16 protein-coding genes and 3 tRNA genes are annotated in these 17665 nt (G+C 54.8%); 11 read left to right on the top strand and 8 right to left on the bottom strand.

Annotated features, from left to right (window positions below; all coding sequences use genetic code 11):
* Positions 1-281 precede the first annotated feature (281 nt).
* A complete protein-coding gene (gene syd, locus ACOTZP_RS03700) occupies positions 282-827 on the bottom strand; it encodes a SecY-interacting protein (RefSeq protein ID WP_022649215.1) in 546 nt (181 codons plus the stop codon).
* A 69-nt stretch (positions 828-896) separates the two neighbouring features.
* Between syd and queF the strand changes: the two genes are divergently transcribed.
* From queF to xni, 5 genes are all read left to right on the top strand, one after another.
* Positions 897-1739 (top strand): NADPH-dependent 7-cyano-7-deazaguanine reductase QueF, encoded by an 843-nt coding sequence (queF, locus tag ACOTZP_RS03695; RefSeq protein WP_271074544.1) that lies wholly within the window; start codon positions 897-899, stop codon positions 1737-1739.
* Positions 1740-1855: 116 nt separating this feature from the next.
* Entirely contained in the window at positions 1856-3220 is a 1365-nt protein-coding gene (gene ppnN / locus ACOTZP_RS03690; protein ID WP_023298502.1) for a nucleotide 5'-monophosphate nucleosidase PpnN, read from the top strand.
* A gap of 504 nt (positions 3221-3724) precedes the next feature.
* A complete protein-coding gene (locus ACOTZP_RS03685) occupies positions 3725-5014 on the top strand; it encodes an HAAAP family serine/threonine permease (RefSeq protein ID WP_022649218.1) in 1290 nt (429 codons plus the stop codon).
* Between the two features lie 62 nt (positions 5015-5076).
* Positions 5077-6444: an L-serine ammonia-lyase gene (locus tag ACOTZP_RS03680; RefSeq protein ID WP_022649219.1), complete on the top strand. Its 1368-nt coding sequence runs from the start codon at positions 5077-5079 to the stop codon at positions 6442-6444.
* A gap of 112 nt (positions 6445-6556) precedes the next feature.
* Entirely contained in the window at positions 6557-7312 is a 756-nt protein-coding gene (gene xni, locus ACOTZP_RS03675) for a flap endonuclease Xni (protein ID WP_023298503.1), read from the top strand.
* Between the two features lie 57 nt (positions 7313-7369).
* Here the strand turns inward: xni and rlmM are convergent, their stop codons facing one another.
* The 4 genes from rlmM to ACOTZP_RS03655 form a co-directional block, all read right to left on the bottom strand.
* Positions 7370-8470 (bottom strand): 23S rRNA (cytidine(2498)-2'-O)-methyltransferase RlmM, encoded by a 1101-nt coding sequence (rlmM, locus tag ACOTZP_RS03670; RefSeq protein ID WP_022649221.1) that lies wholly within the window; start codon positions 8468-8470, stop codon positions 7370-7372.
* Positions 8463-8858 (bottom strand): DUF423 domain-containing protein, encoded by a 396-nt coding sequence (locus tag ACOTZP_RS03665; RefSeq protein ID WP_003862756.1) that lies wholly within the window; start codon positions 8856-8858, stop codon positions 8463-8465. Before ACOTZP_RS03665 ends, rlmM begins: the two co-directional genes overlap by 8 nt.
* 39 nt (positions 8859-8897) lie before the next feature.
* Positions 8898-9815 (bottom strand): glycine cleavage system transcriptional regulator GcvA, encoded by a 918-nt coding sequence (gcvA, locus tag ACOTZP_RS03660; RefSeq protein ID WP_022649222.1) that lies wholly within the window; start codon positions 9813-9815, stop codon positions 8898-8900.
* A gap of 350 nt (positions 9816-10165) precedes the next feature.
* Entirely contained in the window at positions 10166-10393 is a 228-nt protein-coding gene (locus tag ACOTZP_RS03655; RefSeq protein ID WP_015571738.1) for a YgdI/YgdR family lipoprotein, read from the bottom strand.
* Between the two features lie 192 nt (positions 10394-10585).
* Here ACOTZP_RS03655 and csdA point away from each other — a divergent pair, with 192 nt between their 5' ends.
* Both csdA and csdE read left to right on the top strand, forming a co-directional pair.
* Positions 10586-11791 carry a cysteine desulfurase CsdA gene (gene csdA, locus ACOTZP_RS03650; RefSeq protein WP_022649223.1) on the top strand — a complete coding sequence of 402 codons (1206 nt, stop codon included), beginning with the start codon at positions 10586-10588 and terminating at the stop codon, positions 11789-11791.
* On the top strand, positions 11791-12237 hold the full coding sequence (gene csdE / locus ACOTZP_RS03645; protein WP_023306844.1) for a cysteine desulfurase sulfur acceptor subunit CsdE: 447 nt from the start codon (positions 11791-11793) through the stop codon (positions 12235-12237). The genes csdA and csdE overlap by 1 nt, the downstream gene beginning before the upstream one ends.
* Here the strand turns inward: csdE and tcdA are convergent.
* A complete protein-coding gene (gene tcdA, locus ACOTZP_RS03640; RefSeq protein ID WP_006811804.1) occupies positions 12228-13034 on the bottom strand; it encodes a tRNA cyclic N6-threonylcarbamoyladenosine(37) synthase TcdA in 807 nt (268 codons plus the stop codon). The two genes, csdE and tcdA, sit on opposite strands and share 10 nt — an antisense overlap.
* Before the next feature lie 75 nt (positions 13035-13109).
* A complete protein-coding gene (gene mltA, locus ACOTZP_RS03635) occupies positions 13110-14207 on the bottom strand; it encodes a murein transglycosylase A (RefSeq protein WP_022649225.1) in 1098 nt (365 codons plus the stop codon).
* A 208-nt stretch (positions 14208-14415) separates the two neighbouring features.
* Between mltA and ACOTZP_RS03630 the strand changes: the two genes are divergently transcribed.
* The 3 genes from ACOTZP_RS03630 to ACOTZP_RS03620 all read left to right on the top strand — a co-directional run bounded on the left by ACOTZP_RS03630 (position 14416) and on the right by ACOTZP_RS03620 (position 14734).
* A tRNA-Met gene (locus tag ACOTZP_RS03630) sits at positions 14416-14492 on the top strand.
* Positions 14493-14536: 44 nt separating this feature from the next.
* Positions 14537-14613: transfer RNA gene (locus ACOTZP_RS03625), tRNA-Met, on the top strand.
* A 44-nt stretch (positions 14614-14657) separates the two neighbouring features.
* Positions 14658-14734, top strand: a tRNA-Met gene (locus tag ACOTZP_RS03620).
* 89 nt (positions 14735-14823) lie between these two features.
* Here ACOTZP_RS03620 and amiC read toward each other — a convergent pair.
* Positions 14824-16077 (bottom strand): N-acetylmuramoyl-L-alanine amidase AmiC, encoded by a 1254-nt coding sequence (gene amiC / locus ACOTZP_RS03615; protein WP_022649226.1) that lies wholly within the window; start codon positions 16075-16077, stop codon positions 14824-14826.
* Positions 16078-16304: 227 nt separating this feature from the next.
* Here amiC and argA point away from each other — a divergent pair, with 227 nt between their 5' ends.
* Complete coding sequence (argA, locus tag ACOTZP_RS03610) at positions 16305-17636, top strand: amino-acid N-acetyltransferase (protein ID WP_022649227.1); 1332 nt, start codon at positions 16305-16307, stop codon at positions 17634-17636.
* Positions 17637-17665: the final 29 nt, after the last annotated feature.

Below are 17665 nucleotides of genomic sequence, written 5' to 3'. Positions count from 1 at the left end.
CGTCCTGACGTGTTCCTGGTGAGAAACGCCATCATCCTGATGTTCGTTTCTCGCGTCGGCATCCTGTCGACACAGATAGAATCCGCTATTCTGCCTCGTCTTACAACCCACCCTGTGAGCAAGGTAAGCCTGGCGAAACGGGGATAATCGTTTCAGGAAATCGCTAACCTGTTGAAAGGGAAACTAATATTAATCTGAAATCTCTAAGACAATGCTAATTGTTTCGGCGATGTCTCACAGTGCGTGTAAGAGATCTCTCACACGTCCAGTAGCATCATGGATTACAGAAGCGGCTCAAGTCGGGTAAGAAAATCCGCAAGAGAAGGCGCGAGAACGTCGCGATTGCGGGTGCCGAGCGTCTCTTTAATGACCTCGCCAGACAGGTTGCAGACTGAAATGACGTCCAGTTCACTGTCGAGCGTCGCAATAAAGAGAGTCGGGGAGAGCTTAAGGCGTTTTTGCGTGACCAGGTGACCAATGAGGTTTTCCTGAACGCGTTGAAGATCGTCTTCGCTCCAGGTTTGCAGCAGCGTCAGCGGCTGTCCTGCAAAACATGCAGTCATATCCCCGGCAAACTGCGTGGTATAAATTGCATGAAGCGCAGGTTGTATCACAATGTCCATTGCGCGTTCAACCGCATTTACATTCTGCTCGCCCGTGAACGGTTTCGGTTGCCAGATAACGTAATCATCCTGCGAAGCGATAATGCACGGTGACGGCACGCCATATAAGTCAGTACTTTGCGGCCACGTCCCCCGCTTTTCATGCCAGGCATCGCAATAGCGGGTCGTGAAGGACGTCAGAGCATTTGCAGTTTCGATATCCACCGATTTCTCTCTTCTTGTAAGACAGGATAAACTCAGCCCCTAAGTGTACCTGTAAAGTGGCTATGAAACATGTCTTACGAAAATCATCAGGCGTTAACGGGCTTAACGCTGGGTAAATCGACCGATTACCGCGACACCTACGACGCAAGCCTGCTTCAGGGTGTGCCGCGCAGCCTGAACCGCGATCCGCTTGGCCTTCATGCCGACGCGCTGCCGTTCGTCGGCGGCGACATCTGGACGCTGTACGAACTCTCCTGGCTGAATGCGCGCGGTCTGCCGCAGGTGGCCGTGGGCCATGTCGAGCTGGATTACGCCAGCGTAAACCTGGTCGAATCCAAGAGCTTTAAGCTCTATCTCAACAGCTTTAACCAGACCAAATTTAACAGCTGGGACGAGGTACAACAGACGCTTGAACGTGATTTAAGCGCGTGCGCGCAGGGGAACGTAACCGTCTCGTTATACCGTCTGCATGAGCTGGAAGGTCAGCCCATCGCCCATTTCCACGGCACCTGCATCGACGATCAGGACATTGATGTGGAGAGCTACGAATTTAGCACCGACTATCTGGAAAACGCGGCGGGCGGAAAAGTGGTCGACGAAACGCTGGTCAGCCATCTGCTGAAATCCAACTGCCTTATCACCCATCAGCCGGACTGGGGCTCGGTACAGCTCCAGTATCGCGGCCCGCAGATTGACCGGGAAAAGCTGCTTCGTTACCTGGTGTCATTCCGTCATCACAACGAATTCCACGAGCAGTGCGTGGAACGCATCTTCAATGACATACAGCGTTTCTGCCAGCCCGAAAAGCTGAGCGTTTATGCCCGCTATACCCGTCGCGGCGGCCTGGACATTAACCCATGGCGCACCAATACCGATTTTGTGCCTGCCACCGGACGGCTGGTGCGCCAGTAAGATAAATATTTTCACAATATGCGGGCGGTATTCCGCCCGAAGTGTTGTGAAACGTCATAAGCCAGGGCTATTGTAATCAACAGGGAAAGACGATAATCGTCCCATAAGGAGCTCACTTGATTACACATATTAGCCCGCTTGGCTCTATGGATATGTTGTCGCAACTGGAAGTGGACATGCTTAAACGCACCGCCAGTAGCGACCTGTATCAACTGTTTCGTAACTGTTCACTTGCTGTACTGAACTCCGGAAGCCTGACCGACAACAGTAAAGAGCTGCTGTCCCGCTTCGAAAGTTTTGATATCAATGTGCTGCGCCGCGAGCGCGGGGTGAAGCTGGAAGTGATCAACCCGCCGGAAGAGGCTTTTGTCGATGGGCGTATTATTCGCTCACTTCAGGCCAACCTTTTTGCCGTGCTGCGCGACATCCTGTTTGTTAACGGACAGATCAGCAACGCCGGTCGTTTCCAGCATCTCGATCTGGAAAGCTCCGTTCATATCACCAACCTGGTTTTCTCCATTCTGCGTAACGCCCGCGCCCTGCACGTTGGCGAAGCGCCGAACATGGTCGTCTGCTGGGGTGGTCACTCCATTAACGAAACCGAATACCTGTACGCCCGCCGCGTGGGTAATCAGCTCGGCCTGCGCGAGCTGAACATCTGTACCGGCTGCGGTCCTGGCGCGATGGAAGCGCCGATGAAAGGCGCGGCAGTAGGACACGCGCAGCAACGCTATAAAGAAGGCCGTTTTATCGGCATGACCGAGCCGTCGATCATCGCCGCTGAGCCGCCTAACCCGCTGGTTAACGAACTGATTATTATGCCGGATATCGAAAAACGTCTTGAGGCGTTTGTCCGTATCGCGCACGGCATTATCATCTTCCCGGGCGGCGTAGGTACGGCGGAAGAACTGCTTTATCTGCTCGGGATCCTGATGAACCCGGCCAACAAAAATCAGGTTCTGCCGCTGATTCTGACCGGCCCGAAAGAGAGCGCCGACTACTTCCGCGTGCTGGATGAATTTATCGTGCATACGCTGGGGGAAGACGCGCGCCGTCACTACCGCATTATTATTGACGATGCCGCAGAAGTGGCCCGTCAGATGAAAAAAGCGATGCCGCTGGTGAAAGAGAACCGTCGTGATACCGGGGATGCCTACAGCTTTAACTGGTCCATCCGTATCGCACCGGATCTCCAGATCCCCTTCGAGCCGTCGCATGAGAACATGGCGAACCTCAAACTCTATCCGGATCAGCCGGTGGAAGTACTGGCAGCTGACCTGCGTCGCGCCTTCTCTGGCATCGTGGCGGGGAACGTGAAGGAGGTGGGGATCCGCGCGATTGAGGAGTTCGGGCCGTATAAAATCCACGGTGACCCGGAGATGATGCGCCGCATGGATGACATGCTGCAGGGCTTTGTGGCTCAGCACCGCATGAAACTTCCGGGTTCTGCCTATATTCCCTGTTACGAAATCATCAAATAAAGCGTCCTTTCCCTCCTCTCAAGCCGGATTGTCATCCGGCTTTTTTATTAGTGATGTAATTCATAGCGATCTTCAATGTTATTAACAAATCTGGCGCCCACGCAAACGATTACCTCGTTTTTGAAACCGTAAATAATCAGCCTTAATCGAAATTACCTGCCAGAAAATCCTAAAATCCTATTTCTTTACAGCGAAAGACACCTATCTCGCGGGTCAGCCTTTTCGAAAACATGTCGTTAATGGTAGCCTTCGCGCCCGTAAATCCTCTTTGATGTTTTTTTAACAGATAAATGGTCTAAATATGCCCACATCATAAGTGGATTATTGCATTTGGGATCGCGATCACTGATAGATTCATAACGAGAATGTATCTTTCCGCCCGCCAATAGTTACGGGCAAAAATTATTAAAAAACCGTCACTGAACGAATTTCATATTACCGTCAGGCACTTTTTCATCGGATTTGACTAAAAACCTGACAATTTGCTTCCTCCAGGAGATACAGATGGAAACCACTCAAACCAGCACCGTTGCTTCGATTGAATCCCGAAGCGGTTGGCGCAAAACGGATACCATGTGGATGCTTGGCCTGTACGGCACGGCAATCGGCGCTGGTGTACTGTTCCTTCCTATCAACGCAGGTGTCGGCGGTCTGATCCCGCTGATCATCATGGCCATCATCGCCTTTCCGATGACCTTCTTTGCACACCGCGGCCTGACCCGCTTCGTGCTGTCCGGTAAAAACCCGGGCGAAGACATTACTGAAGTCGTTGAAGAACACTTCGGCGTCGGCGCAGGTAAGCTGATTACCCTGCTCTACTTCTTCGCGATTTACCCGATTCTGCTGGTGTATAGCGTTGCTATCACCAACACCGTTGAAAGCTTCATGATGCACCAGCTGCAGATGACCCCGCCGCCGCGTGCGATCCTGTCCCTGATCCTGATCGTCGGTATGATGACCATCGTGCGCTTTGGCGAGCAGATGATTGTCAAAGCGATGAGCGTGCTGGTATTCCCGTTTGTTGCAGCCCTGATGGTGCTGGCGCTGTACCTGATCCCACAGTGGAACGGCGCTGCGCTGGAAACTCTGTCTCTGAGCAGCGCATCCGCAACCGGTAACGGCCTGCTACTGACCCTGTGGCTGGCGATCCCGGTAATGGTGTTCTCCTTCAACCACTCGCCAATCATCTCCTCCTTCGCGGTGGCGAAGCGTGAAGAGTACGGCAATGGTGCAGAGAAGAAGTGCTCCAGCATCCTGGCTCGCGCACACATCATGATGGTACTGACAGTTATGTTCTTCGTGTTCAGCTGCGTGCTGAGCCTTTCCCCGGCGGATCTGGCGGCGGCGAAAGAGCAGAACATCTCTATTCTGTCCTACCTGGCAAACCACTTTAACGCACCGCTGATTGCGTGGATGGCACCGATCATCGCGATTATCGCCATCACCAAATCCTTCCTGGGCCACTACCTGGGCGCACGTGAAGGCTTCAACGGTATGGTGATTAAATCTCTGCGCGGTAAAGGCAAGAGCATTGAAATCAACCGTCTGAACAAAATCACCGCGCTGTTCATGCTGGTGACCACCTGGGCGGTAGCCACCCTGAACCCAAGCATTCTGGGCATGATTGAAACCCTGGGCGGCCCGATTATCGCGATGATTCTGTTCCTGATGCCGATGTACGCGATTCAGAAAGTGCCAGCGATGCGTAAATACAGCGGCCATATCAGCAACGTGTTCGTTGTTGTGATGGGTCTGATTGCCATCTCCGCTATTTTCTACTCGCTGTTCAGCTAATACCTCCTGCGCCGTCTGCGGATGGCGCACTCCTCCCCTCTGACTGAAGCAATGGACGCATCATGATTAGCGTATTCGATATCTTCAAAATCGGTATTGGTCCTTCCAGCTCTCACACCGTCGGACCAATGAAAGCCGGTAAACAATTCACGGATGACTTGATTGCACGCGGCATTTTGCACGACATCACCCGCGTGGTTGTCGATGTATACGGTTCCCTTTCCCTGACCGGTAAAGGCCACCATACCGATATTGCCATTATCATGGGGCTGGCGGGTAACCTGCCGGATACCGTTGATATTGACTCCATTCCTGGCTTTATCCAGGACGTGAACACCCATGGTCGTTTGCTGCTGGCCAACGGCGAGCACGAAGTTGAATTTCCGGTTGACCACTGCATGAATTTCCATGCGGATAACCTGTCGCTGCACGAAAACGGCATGCGCATTACCGCGCTGGTCGGCGATAAAGCGGTTTACAGCCAGACGTATTACTCCATCGGCGGCGGGTTTATCGTCGACGAAGACCATTTTGGTCAAACCAACGGCTCCGCCGTTGAGGTGCCGTACCCGTACAAAAACGCGGCCGATTTACAGCGTCACTGCCAGGAGACAGGCCTTTCTCTCTCCGGCCTGATGATGAAAAACGAGCTGGCCCTGCACAGCAAAGAGGAGCTGGAACAGCACTTCGCAAACGTCTGGGAAGTGATGCGCAGCGGCATTGAGCGCGGGATTACCACCGAAGGCGTGCTGCCGGGGAAACTGCGTGTTCCACGTCGTGCGGCTGCGCTGCGTCGCATGCTGGTCAGCACCGACAAAACCACCACCGACCCGATGGCCGTTGTCGACTGGATCAACATGTTCGCGCTGGCGGTGAACGAAGAGAACGCCGCGGGTGGCCGCGTCGTCACCGCGCCAACCAACGGGGCGTGCGGCATTGTTCCGGCGGTCCTGGCGTATTACGACAAGTTTATCCGTGAAGTGAATGCAAACTCACTCGCGCGGTATATGCTGGTCGCCAGTGCGATTGGCTCACTGTACAAGATGAACGCCTCGATTTCCGGCGCGGAAGTGGGCTGTCAGGGTGAAGTGGGCGTAGCCTGCTCTATGGCGGCGGCGGGTCTGGCCGAATTGCTGGGCGCAAGTCCTGCGCAGGTTTGTATTGCGGCGGAAATCGGCATGGAACATAACCTGGGGCTGACCTGCGATCCGGTCGGCGGACAGGTCCAGGTGCCATGCATCGAGCGTAACGCCATCGCCTCTGTGAAAGCGGTGAACGCGGCCCGTATGGCGCTGCGCCGCACCAGCGAACCGCGCGTGTGTCTCGACAAGGTTATCGAAACCATGTACGAAACCGGTAAAGATATGAACGCCAAATACCGCGAAACCTCCCGCGGTGGCCTGGCGATGAAGATCGTTACCTGCGATTAAGCCTCTCAGGAAGCCTCGTTTTGCGAGGCTTCTTCCTGTTTTCCCCACCATTCATAGTTTCATGCTGCGCTCAGTGTTACCCTTCCCCCATTAGACAGAAGGGAGATTATCTGTGGCCATTCATTTGCTTATCGTCGATGCGCTTAACCTGATTCGCCGTATTCACGCGGTACAGGGCACCCCCTGCAAGGACACCTGTTTACACGCGCTGGAGCAGCTCATTCGCCATAGCGAACCCACCCACGCTGTTGCCGTATTCGACGATGAAGCACGCAATACCGGCTGGCGGCACCAGCGCCTGCCGGACTACAAAGCCGGGCGTGCGCCGATGCCGGACGATCTGCACGCCGAAATGCCCGTTATACGCGCGGCCTTTGAACAGCGCGGCGTTCCGTGCTGGGGCGCACACGGTAATGAGGCTGACGATTTAGCCGCAACGCTGGCGGTTAAAGTCGCGAGCGCCGGGCATCAGGCGACTATCGTTTCAACCGACAAAGGCTACTGCCAGCTGCTCTCTCCAACGGTCCGCATCCGCGACTACTTCCAGAAACGCTGGCTGGACGCGCCATTTATTGCCAGCGAGTTTGGCGTATCGCCTGAGCAATTGCCGGATTACTGGGGGCTGGCGGGGATCAGCAGCTCCAGAGTGCCGGGTGTCGCCGGTATTGGACCCAAAAGTGCCGCACAGCTGCTGACGGAGTTTCAGAATCTGGAAGGGATTTACGCAAGGCTTGAGGAAGTGCCGGAAAAATGGCGCAAGAAGCTGGAGGCGAATAAAGAGATGGCGTTTATCTGCCGGGAAATCGCAACGTTACAGACGGATTTACAGCTGGACGGGAATTTACAGCAGTTAAGGTTAGAACGTTAAAACAACTACACGATTTTGTAGGCCCGGTAAGCGCAGCGCCACCGGGCGTTACAAACGTTATCGCTCGTCGCGACGCCCACCCACGGCCGCCCACCAGCGACGGATATGCACCGTCACTTCTTCACGGTCGTGATACAGCTGACGCGCCTGGATTTCCGCGTTAATCCCGTGTTCGTCCAGTTGCTGCTGAATATAAGCCAGGTTCTGCGACACCTCTTCGTAACGCTTTTTCATCGGCAGCTTGAGGTTGAAAATCGTCTCACGACACCAGCCGTTCACCAGCCAGGAGGCCATCAGCGCTGCGACTTTCGCCGGTTTTTCTACCATGTCGCACACCATCCAGGAGATGTTGTTACGGGTAGGACGGTAGCGGAAACCATCTTCACGCAGCCAGGTGACCTGCCCGGTGTCCATCAGGCTTTGCGCCATCGGGCCGTTATCCACAGACGAAACCCACATGTTGCGTTTCACCAGCTGATAGGTCCAGCCGCCCGGGCACGCGCCAAGATCGACGGCATACATGCCGTTTGCCAGACGTTCGTCCCACTCGTCCGCCGGGATAAAGACGTGGAACGCCTCTTCCAGCTTCAGGGTTGAACGGCTCGGCGCGTCTGACGGGAAGCGCAGACGCGGGATCCCCATAAAGAACGGCGAGTTATTGGTGGTATACGAGTAGCCGGTGTAGCAACATCCTGGCGCAATAAAGAAGATATGCACGACTGGACGCTTTGGCGTTTCGTAGTTTGTCAGCACTCCCGCATCACGCAGTGCCGCGCGGAGCGGCACGGTAAACTTACGGCAGAACTTCATCAGCTCTTTGCTTTCATTGGTGTCAGCCACTTCCACGCGCAAATCGCCGCCCTTCTCCACCACACCCTGCAACAGGCCAACAATCGGCGTGATGCGATCTTCCGGCGGAAGATCTTTCAGTAATTCGCCCGCGACAAACATCTGACGGGCGAAAATCAGCGAGCTGAACGGCAGTTCGCGCGCCAGCTTGTCGGCATCATCAGGCTGATAGCATTCAAATACCACATAGCCCGCGTTCTCTTTGACGCGAGCGAATCCGAAGACTTCACGCTTCGCCGCTTTATCGGTGATTTCCGCGGCGCACTCTTTCTCAAACCCCGGGCGACAATATAAAACAACCTTATTCATGAACAACGCCCTTGCGTTTCAGACGGATAGCTCCGATAAACATTAAAACCCAACCCGCCAGGAAGCTGACGCCGCCGACAGGTGTAACAAACGCCCACAGGCGTAAATGCGACAGCGCCAGACAGTAGAGACTGCCGCTGAACAGTACGGTACCCAGCGCCAGAAAGACGCTGCTCCAGTAAAACCAAATGCTGATACGGCGCTGCATCGCCACCGCCAGCCCAAAAATTGCCAGCGTGTGGAACGCCTGATATTCAAGGCCGGTCTGGATCCAGCCCATCTCCACAACGCCCAAAGACTTGCTTAAGACATGCGCGCCAAACGCGCCCAGAGCTACAAAAATAAAGCCACTCACCGCGGCGAAAATCAGCATGAATCGGCTGGTCATGTTTAAGTCCTGAATTAATGCGTGCCCGGCACACAAACGTTATTGTTCATACCTGAAGCGGAATTTTTCTTGCTCGCTTGCCGCTTTCGCCAGTATCCACTGCCGGAAAGCGGCTATTTTACCCAGTTCTGCCTGACTGTCATGACAAACCAGATAAAATGCATTCTTGCTGACCAGTACATCGTTAAATGGGCAAACCAGACGGCCTGCCTCAATTTCGGACTGCGCCATGACGTTATTCGCTAATGCCACGCCCTGCCCGTGAATGGCAGCCTGTAACACCATCGCGCTGTGGCTAAAAATGGGCCCCTGCTGCACGTTTATATGATTAAGACCTAACTGGCGGGTATAAGTTTGCCAGTCGCGACGCGACGCATCGTGCAAAAGCGTGTGTTGCGCCAGATCGGCGGGCGTTTTGAGCGCTTTCTCCCCCGTCAGCAGCAGCGGTGAACAGACCGGCAGCAGATATTCTGCGTATAATTTTTCAACACGCAAGCCCGGCCAGTTACCACGACCGTAAAAAATCGCGACATCCACATCGTCTGCAAGCTTGTCTTCCTGACGGTCCACCGCCTGGATTCGTACATCGATTCCCGGATAAGTTGAGTTAAAGCTTGAGAGTCGCGGCACCAGCCACTGAATGGCAAAACTGGGCAATAAACTCACAGTCAGGGCGCCTTTTGCGCTCCGTGCCTGAAGCTTACGGGTGGCTTCCGTCAGCTGGGAGAAAATCTCTTTAATATCCTGAAAATAGCTCTGCCCTTCTTCGGTCAACAGCAACGAACGGTTGCGGCGACGGAACAGCTTAAGCCCCAGAAAATCCTCCAGAGACTTGATTTGATGACTTACTGCGGCCTGTGTCACAAAAAGCTCATCGGCTGCGCGGGTGAAGCTGAGGTGGCGTGCTGCTGCATCAAAAACACGTAATGCATTTAGGGGTGGCAATCGCTTGGACATGGTTATCTGGCTTAGATGTTAACGAGATTTAACATATAGGAAACAACGTTTAACCTATTAGTTTTTTTTATCTGAGCCATTATAATTTGTCCGTTGAGGAACTACCAGCAAATACCTATAGTGGCGGCACTTCCTGAGCCGGAACGAAAAGCTTTTTTTGGAATGCGTGTTCTGAAGGGCTTTTGGCTTACGGTTGTGATGTTGTGTTGTTGTGTTTGCAATTGGTCTGCGATTCAGACCACGGTAGCAACGCTACCAATTTTTCACTTCCTGTACATTTACCCTGTCTGTCCATAGTGATTAATGTAGCACCGCCAACTTGCGGTGCTTTTTTTTCGCTTATCTAACTGTTAATGCTCGATTTCCTTCATCTCTTTCACGTCACTGCGATTGATCTGCTGTTTGTTCCCGTTAGCATCTTTGTATGAAATCATCCCGGTATCATTATCGGTTGTCGGTTTCCCTTCAGAGACGATAGATCGACCATCGTTGGTATGCATTACGTAGTTATTACCAGAACATGCGCTCAGGGCAAAGGTCAACGCACAGGCAGAAATGATTGCAGCTGTCTTTTTCATGATTATTCTCCTTTAGCAATTAATGCTATTCAAACCTCGATTTATAACAGGCTAAAACATCCGCCTAACACTATTTAGCATAACCTGCTTTTTCAGACTCGCCAGGATAAGCAGACAAATCTGATAGATATCAACTTCCTTGCCCTGCCGATGAATTTGCGCGACGATCGTAGAATCGATATGAGGAATTCCATGAACGCTTTCAGTCCTGCGCAGTTTCGCGCACAGTTTCCTGCGCTGGCCGATGCCGGCATTTATCTTGATAGCGCCGCCACGGCCCTTAAGCCGCAAGCGGTGATTGAGGCAACCCGCCAGTTTTACAGCCTGAGCGCCGGGAACGTGCATCGCAGCCAGTATGCCGACGCGCAGCGCTTAACGGCGCAATACGAAGCCGCACGGGATCAGGTCGCGCGCCTGATCAATGCTGACAGCGCTAAGAACATCGTCTGGACTCGGGGCACTACCGAGGCCATTAACATGGTGGCGCAATGTTACGCGCGTCCGCTGTTGCAGCCCGGGGATGAGATCATCGTCAGCGAGGCGGAACACCACGCCAACCTGGTGCCCTGGCTGATGGTGGTCGAACAAACCGGGGCACGGGTTGTAAAACTCCCGTTGGGTACAGACTTCCTGCCTGACGTGGCGCGTCTGCCTGAGCTGATTACGCCGCGCAGCCGTATTCTGGCGCTGGGGCAGATGTCCAACGTCACCGGCGGCTGTCCGGATCTGGCGCGCGCCATTGAGATTGCCCATGCCAGCGGCGTGGTGGTAATGGTCGACGGTGCGCAGGGTGTGGTGCATTTTCCGGCTGACGTTCAGGCGCTGGATATCGACTTCTATGCCTTCTCAGGGCATAAATTGTACGGGCCAACCGGTATCGGCGCGCTGTACGGCAAACCTGAACTGCTGGCCCGGATGACGCCGTGGCTCGGCGGCGGCAAGATGATTACCGAAGTCACCTTCGACGGTTTCAAAACGCAGGATGTGCCTTACCGCCTGGAAGCCGGTACGCCGAACGTGGCAGGGGTTATCGGTCTGAGCGCAGCGCTCGAATTTCTCGCAGATACGGACGTGGCTCAGGCTGAAAGCTGGAGCCGGGGCCTGGCGACGCTGGCAGAAGAAGAGCTTAAGAAACGCCCCGGGTTTCGCTCGTTCCGCGTCCAGGACTCCAGCCTGCTCGCCTTTGATTTTGCGGGCGTACACCATAGCGACATGGTGACGCTGCTTGCCGGATACGGCATTGCCCTGCGCGCAGGACAGCACTGCGCCCAGCCGCTGCTGGCGGCCATGGGGGTGAGCGGTACCCTGCGCGCCTCGTTTGCACCGTACAACACAAAAAGTGACGTCGACGCGCTGGTTTCCGCCGTCGACCGCGCCCTGGAATTACTGGTGGATTAATGACAAGTTCAGCCTTAGCCGGGCATCCGTTCGGCACCGTTATCACTGAAGAGACGTTAAAACAGACCTTCGTCCCGCTCACGCAGTGGGAAGATAAATATCGTCAGTTGATCCTGCTGGGCAAACAGTTGCCCACGCTGTCAGACGAACTGAAATCGCAGGCGAAGGAGATAGCTGGCTGCGAGAACCGCGTCTGGCTTGGGTTTAGCATATCCGGTGAGAAACTGCATTTCTTCGGCGACAGCGAGGGACGCATTGTTCGCGGTCTGCTGGCGGTGCTGTTGACCGCAATCGAAGGGAAAAGCGCCGCAGAGCTGCTGGCGCATTCTCCGCTGGCGCTGTTTGATGAGCTGGGACTTCGCACGCAGCTTAGCGCCTCGCGCGGTCAGGGACTGATTGCGCTAAACGACGCGGTGCTGGATGCCGCCCGTCAGGCTCAGGCCTGACGTTCCGCCTTCGCCATCATCTTCTTCAGGGCGTGAGAGACCGCCACAAAGCCGAAGGAGGCGGTCACCATGGTGGCCGCTCCAAACCCTGAAGCACAATCCATCCGCTTTGGCCCTTCCGCCGTGCTTTTCATTGCACAGACCGAACCATCCGCCTGCGGATAAACCAGCGCTTCTGTCGAGAACACACAGTCCACGCCCAGCTTGCCTTTACTGTTCTTCACCACGTTGAAGTCGCTTTTTAAGCGCTCGCGCAGCTTAGCGGCCAGTGGATCCTGAATGGTTTTCGCCAGATCTGCCACCTGGATCTGCGTCGGATCAATTTGTCCACCCGCGCCGCCCGTTGTCACCAGCGGCACCTTGTAACGACGACAGTAAGCGATCAGCGCCGCTTTTGGCCGCACGCTGTCGATGGCGTCAATCACATAGCTGTAGCCTTTGCTCATGTACTCCGCCACGTTATCTGCCGTCACAAAGTCGTCAATCACCGTTACGCGGCACTCCGGGTTGATGAGACGAATACGCTCCGCCATCACCTCGGACTTCGCCAGACCGACGTTATCACGCAGGGCGTGGATCTGACGGTTAGTGTTAGTGACGCAGACGTCATCCATATCAATCAACGTAATTGCGCCAATGCCGGTTCTCGCCAGCGCTTCTGCCGCCCACGAACCCACGCCACCAATGCCCACCACGCAGACATGCGCATCCGCGAACAGTTGCAGGGCTTTTTCACCGTATAACCGTGCCGTGCCGCCGAAACGCTGGCGCCAGGCATCGCTGATTACCACAGACATAAAACCTCAGATGTAAAAAGGGTGAGGTATTCCTCACCCTGAACCGTAATCCGTCTTGCGCTCAGAATACCACACTCAGCCGCTAAATACGTTCCCGGTACCCGGCGCTGTCTTCAGCACCCACACGCGCCCGTAGTGGTTATACCAGCCTGCACGGTGGCCGGCATCCGGGCCGATGCCCTGATAAATGTCGAAGTGCTGGCCTTTAATCGCCCCGCCCACGTCCAGCGCCACCATCAGGCGTAATTCATACTTGCCGTTGAATTTGCCGTTGTTGTCGAGGAGAGGAACTTCCGCCAGCAGCGTGGTACCCGCCGGGATAATCGAACGATCCGATGCCACAGAAGCGCGGCCAATCAGCGGGACGGCGCTCGCCCCTTTCACCGGCGCAAAGTTCTGCGGTTTGAAGAAGACAAACGATGGATTCTGCTCAAGCAGCTCACGCACTTCCGCTTCGCTGTGTTTTTCGCCCCACTCGCGGATCGCCTGCATCGACATATCTTCTCGTTTCACTTCACCACGGTCGATGAGCACCTTACCGATGCTGCGATAGGCATGGCCGTTTTTCCCGGCATAGCTAAAGAAGTTCAGCGGCGAGCCGTCGCCAAAATCAATATAGCCGCTGCCCTGCACGTCCATGATGAAGTTATCCATCAGCGAGTTGCTGTAGGCCAGCACGTAATTTTCGCTAAGCGCACCGGCATAGATTTCAGCGCGGGACGGGAGACGACCGCGTTTTGGCGGCATGCGGTAAATCGGATACTGGAATTCGCCCTGACGCGTGTGTCGTGCCTGGACAACCGGGGTGTAGTAGCCGGTAAACTGAACGTTACCGTAGTTATCCGCCCCTTCCATCTGCCACGCGTCAATACCAAACTGGCGCATATTGCGCGTATCACCGCCAGCGCGCAGCCAGTCCTGCACTGCACTATAAACGTTGTTCTGTGAGCCATACAGGCGCGGCGACGCTTTGCGGATCTGGTACACCTGCTCGGAGAAATCCCCGGCATTGATTGGAGCACCCACGGCATCTGGCTGGTTAACTAAAGAGAAAGGCTGGGATAACTTCCCGTCTTTATACTGTTGACCGCGATCGGTCGGTTTGGAAGAGCAGGCCGCAAGAATCGCTACCATTGCGCCTGTCATCAGATACTTCACCCAACGTCCTTTCATTATTTCTCGTCTTTTAGTTGCCCAATTCCGCGTGATGAAGATAACAAACCCATCGTGGTAATGAAATGCGATCGCCTTCCCTTTGGCAAATTCTGGACAAAAAATAGTCCAAAGTGGCTATTCCCGTTCATTTTGCATACAAAATAATGAATTATGCGAAAAAGGGGTTGCATCACAAACCTATCCGAGTATAGTGCGCTTCCACGGACGCGGGGTGGAGCAGCCTGGTAGCTCGTCGGGCTCATAACCCGAAGGTCGTCGGTTCAAATCCGGCCCCCGCAACCAATTAAAATTTGATGAAGTATCTTCTACGACTGTAGAAAGACGGACGCGGGGTGGAGCAGCCTGGTAGCTCGTCGGGCTCATAACCCGAAGGTCGTCGGTTCAAATCCGGCCCCCGCAACCAATCAAATTTGAAGAAGTAAGTTTCTACAAGTGTAGAAAGACGGACGCGGGGTGGAGCAGCCTGGTAGCTCGTCGGGCTCATAACCCGAAGGTCGTCGGTTCAAATCCGGCCCCCGCAACCAACACTTCTTAAAACAATAAACACCCTTAAGGGTGTTTTTTTGTATCTGCCGTTTGTGAAAGTGCCGGGCGAGATACCCGGCGTAGTACCCTATCCCCGCCGCGCCAGCGTTTCCCCGTCTGAGAAATAGGCCCGAATACCCGCCAGAATCGACTCCGCCACTTCCTGCTGGAATTTAGCCGTCTTGAGCTTGCGTTCCTCTTGCACGTTACTGATAAACGCGGTTTCGACCAGAATGGACGGAATATCTGGCGCTTTCAGTACCGCAAATCCGGCCTGCTCGACGCTGTTTTTGTGCAGCTTGTTGACCCGGCCCAGTTTGCCCAGCACCGCTTTACCAAACTTCAGACTGTCGGTAATGGTCAGCGACTGCACCATATCAAACAGCGTATGGTCGACGTAACGATCCCCGCTTTTACTCACGCCACCGATTAAATCCGAGGCGTTCTGCGTGTCCGCCAGGTATCTCGCGGCGGTACTGGTCGCCCCTTTCGTTGACAGGGCAAACACCGACGATCCGCTCGGCTGGCGGCTGGTGAAGGCATCCGCATGAATAGAGACAAACAGATCCGCGCGCTGCTTCTGCGCTTTCGCCACGCGGACCTTCAGCGGGATAAAGACATCTTCGTTGCGCGTCATGTAGGCGCGCATATTGCCCTCTTTGTCGATTAACGCCTTCAGACGACGGGCAATTTGCAGCACCACATCTTTTTCGCGGGTGTGATATTTCCCAACGGCGCCGGAATCTTCTCCGCCGTGGCCAGGATCGAGCATGATCACAATCGGACGATCGCGCCCCGCCCTGCCCGGCTTAGGACCACTTTGCGCAGGTGGGACCTGCCGCTGGAGATCGCCTTTGTTGTAATCTTCAAGTAACGCCAGGAGCGGATCCTGAATATCCGTTGCATTCGCCGGATAGAGATCCATTACCAGGCGCTCCTTAAAGGCAGCAACAGGCGCAAGGGCAAAGAGCTGCGGTTTCACGTTCTGCTTCAGCTCAAACACCATGCGCACGGTTTGCGGATCGAACTGCCCGACACGCGCCGATTTGATAAAAGGATCGTCGCCACGGATCTGCGCCGCCATGCCTTTAAGCACGGAGTTGAGATTCACACCTTCGAGATCAACCACCACACGTTCAGGATTGCTGAGGGCAAATTGTTTGTATTTCAGCACGCGGTTGGACTCGACCGTCACGCGCGTATAGGTCGACGACGGCCAGACGCGCACCGCGACTACCTGGCTTGTGGCGGCAAGACCCACCTGGCTGACGCTAAGCAACCACATCGCCCCGGCCCCTTTTAACAGGCGGCGGCGGCTTATTGCTGAATTGGATCCCGACATGCTTCTCCCGAGCAAGAAATCTGATTGATGAACAAAACGCCCAAATTGACCGAAAACTTTAACGAATGACGCATAAACTGTCATCTATAAAAGGGTAAACAATCATACGTTAACGCACGGATTACTTATTATTTTCTGTGTGTCGCAGAAAATTTTGGCTTGCACACGCGGCCACAATCGAATAAAAATACATAAATAACGAATAAACATTCATTAAGGGTTGTGTCATGGTTAAGGAACGCAGAACCGAACTGGTCCAGGGATTCCGCCATTCTGTTCCCTATATCAACACCCATCGGGGGAAAACCTTTGTCATCATGCTTGGCGGCGAAGCCATTGAGCATGAGAACTTTTCCAGTATCGTCAATGATATCGGCCTGCTGCACAGCCTCGGCATCCGTCTGGTGGTGGTGTATGGCGCACGTCCGCAAATCGAAGCCAACCTGGCCGCCCATCACCATGAGCCGATCTACCACAAACATACCCGCGTGACGGATGCGAAAACCCTCGAACTGGTCAAACAGGCGGCGGGTCTGTTGCAGCTCGATATCACCGCCCGCCTGTCGATGAGCCTGAGTAATACGCCGCTGCAGGGCGCGCACATCAACGTGGTGAGCGGCAACTTTATCATCGCTCAGCCGCTCGGCGTGGACGATGGCGTGGATTACTGCCACAGCGGCCGCATCCGGCGCATTGATGAAGAAGCCATTCACCGCCAGTTAGACAATGGCGCGATCGTCCTGATGGGACCCGTTGCCGTTTCCGTAACGGGTGAAAGTTTTAATCTGACCTCAGAAGAGATTGCCACCCAGCTGGCCATCAAGCTGAAAGCGGAAAAAATGATCGGCTTTTGCTCCTCACAGGGTGTCGTGAACGATGAGGGCGTGATTGTGCCAGAACTTTTTCCGAATGAAGCCCAGGCGCGCGTCGAAGCGCTGGAAGCACAAGGCGATTACTATTCCGGTACCGTGCGTTTTCTGCGCGGCGCCGTCAAAGCGTGCCGCAGCGGGGTACGCCGCAGCCACCTGATCAGCTATCAGGAAGACGGCGCGCTGTTGCAGGAACTGTTCTCCCGGGACGGGATCGGTACGCAGATCGTAATGGAGAGCGCCGAGCAGATCCGCCGTGCCACCATCAATGACATCGGCGGCATTCTGGAGCTGATCCGTCCGCTGGAACAACAGGGCATTCTGGTTCGCCGCTCCCGCGAGCAGCTGGAGATGGAGATCGACAAGTTCACCATCATCCAGCGAGATAACCTGACCATTGCCTGTGCGGCGCTTTATCCGTTCCCGGAAGAGCAGATTGGCGAAATGGCGTGCGTTGCCGTGCACCCGGATTACCGTAGCTCCTCGCGGGGGGAACTGCTGCTTGAACGCGTGGCGGCACAGGCGCGCCAGATGGGTCTGAGCAAGCTGTTCGTGCTCACCACGCGCAGCATTCACTGGTTCCAGGAGCGCGGCTTCACGCCGGTGGATATTGATTCTCTGCCGGAAAGTAAGAAAGAGATGTACAACTACCAGCGCCGCTCGAAGGTGTTAATGGCGGACCTGGGATAACAATCACCCTCTCCTGTCGGAGAGGGTGA

The sequence above is a fragment of the Enterobacter cloacae complex sp. SYL001 genome, from assembly GCF_049237025.1.
GTDB lineage: Bacteria > Pseudomonadota > Gammaproteobacteria > Enterobacterales > Enterobacteriaceae > Enterobacter > Enterobacter intestinihominis.
This window is presented reverse-complemented; position numbering and strand designations above follow the sequence as displayed.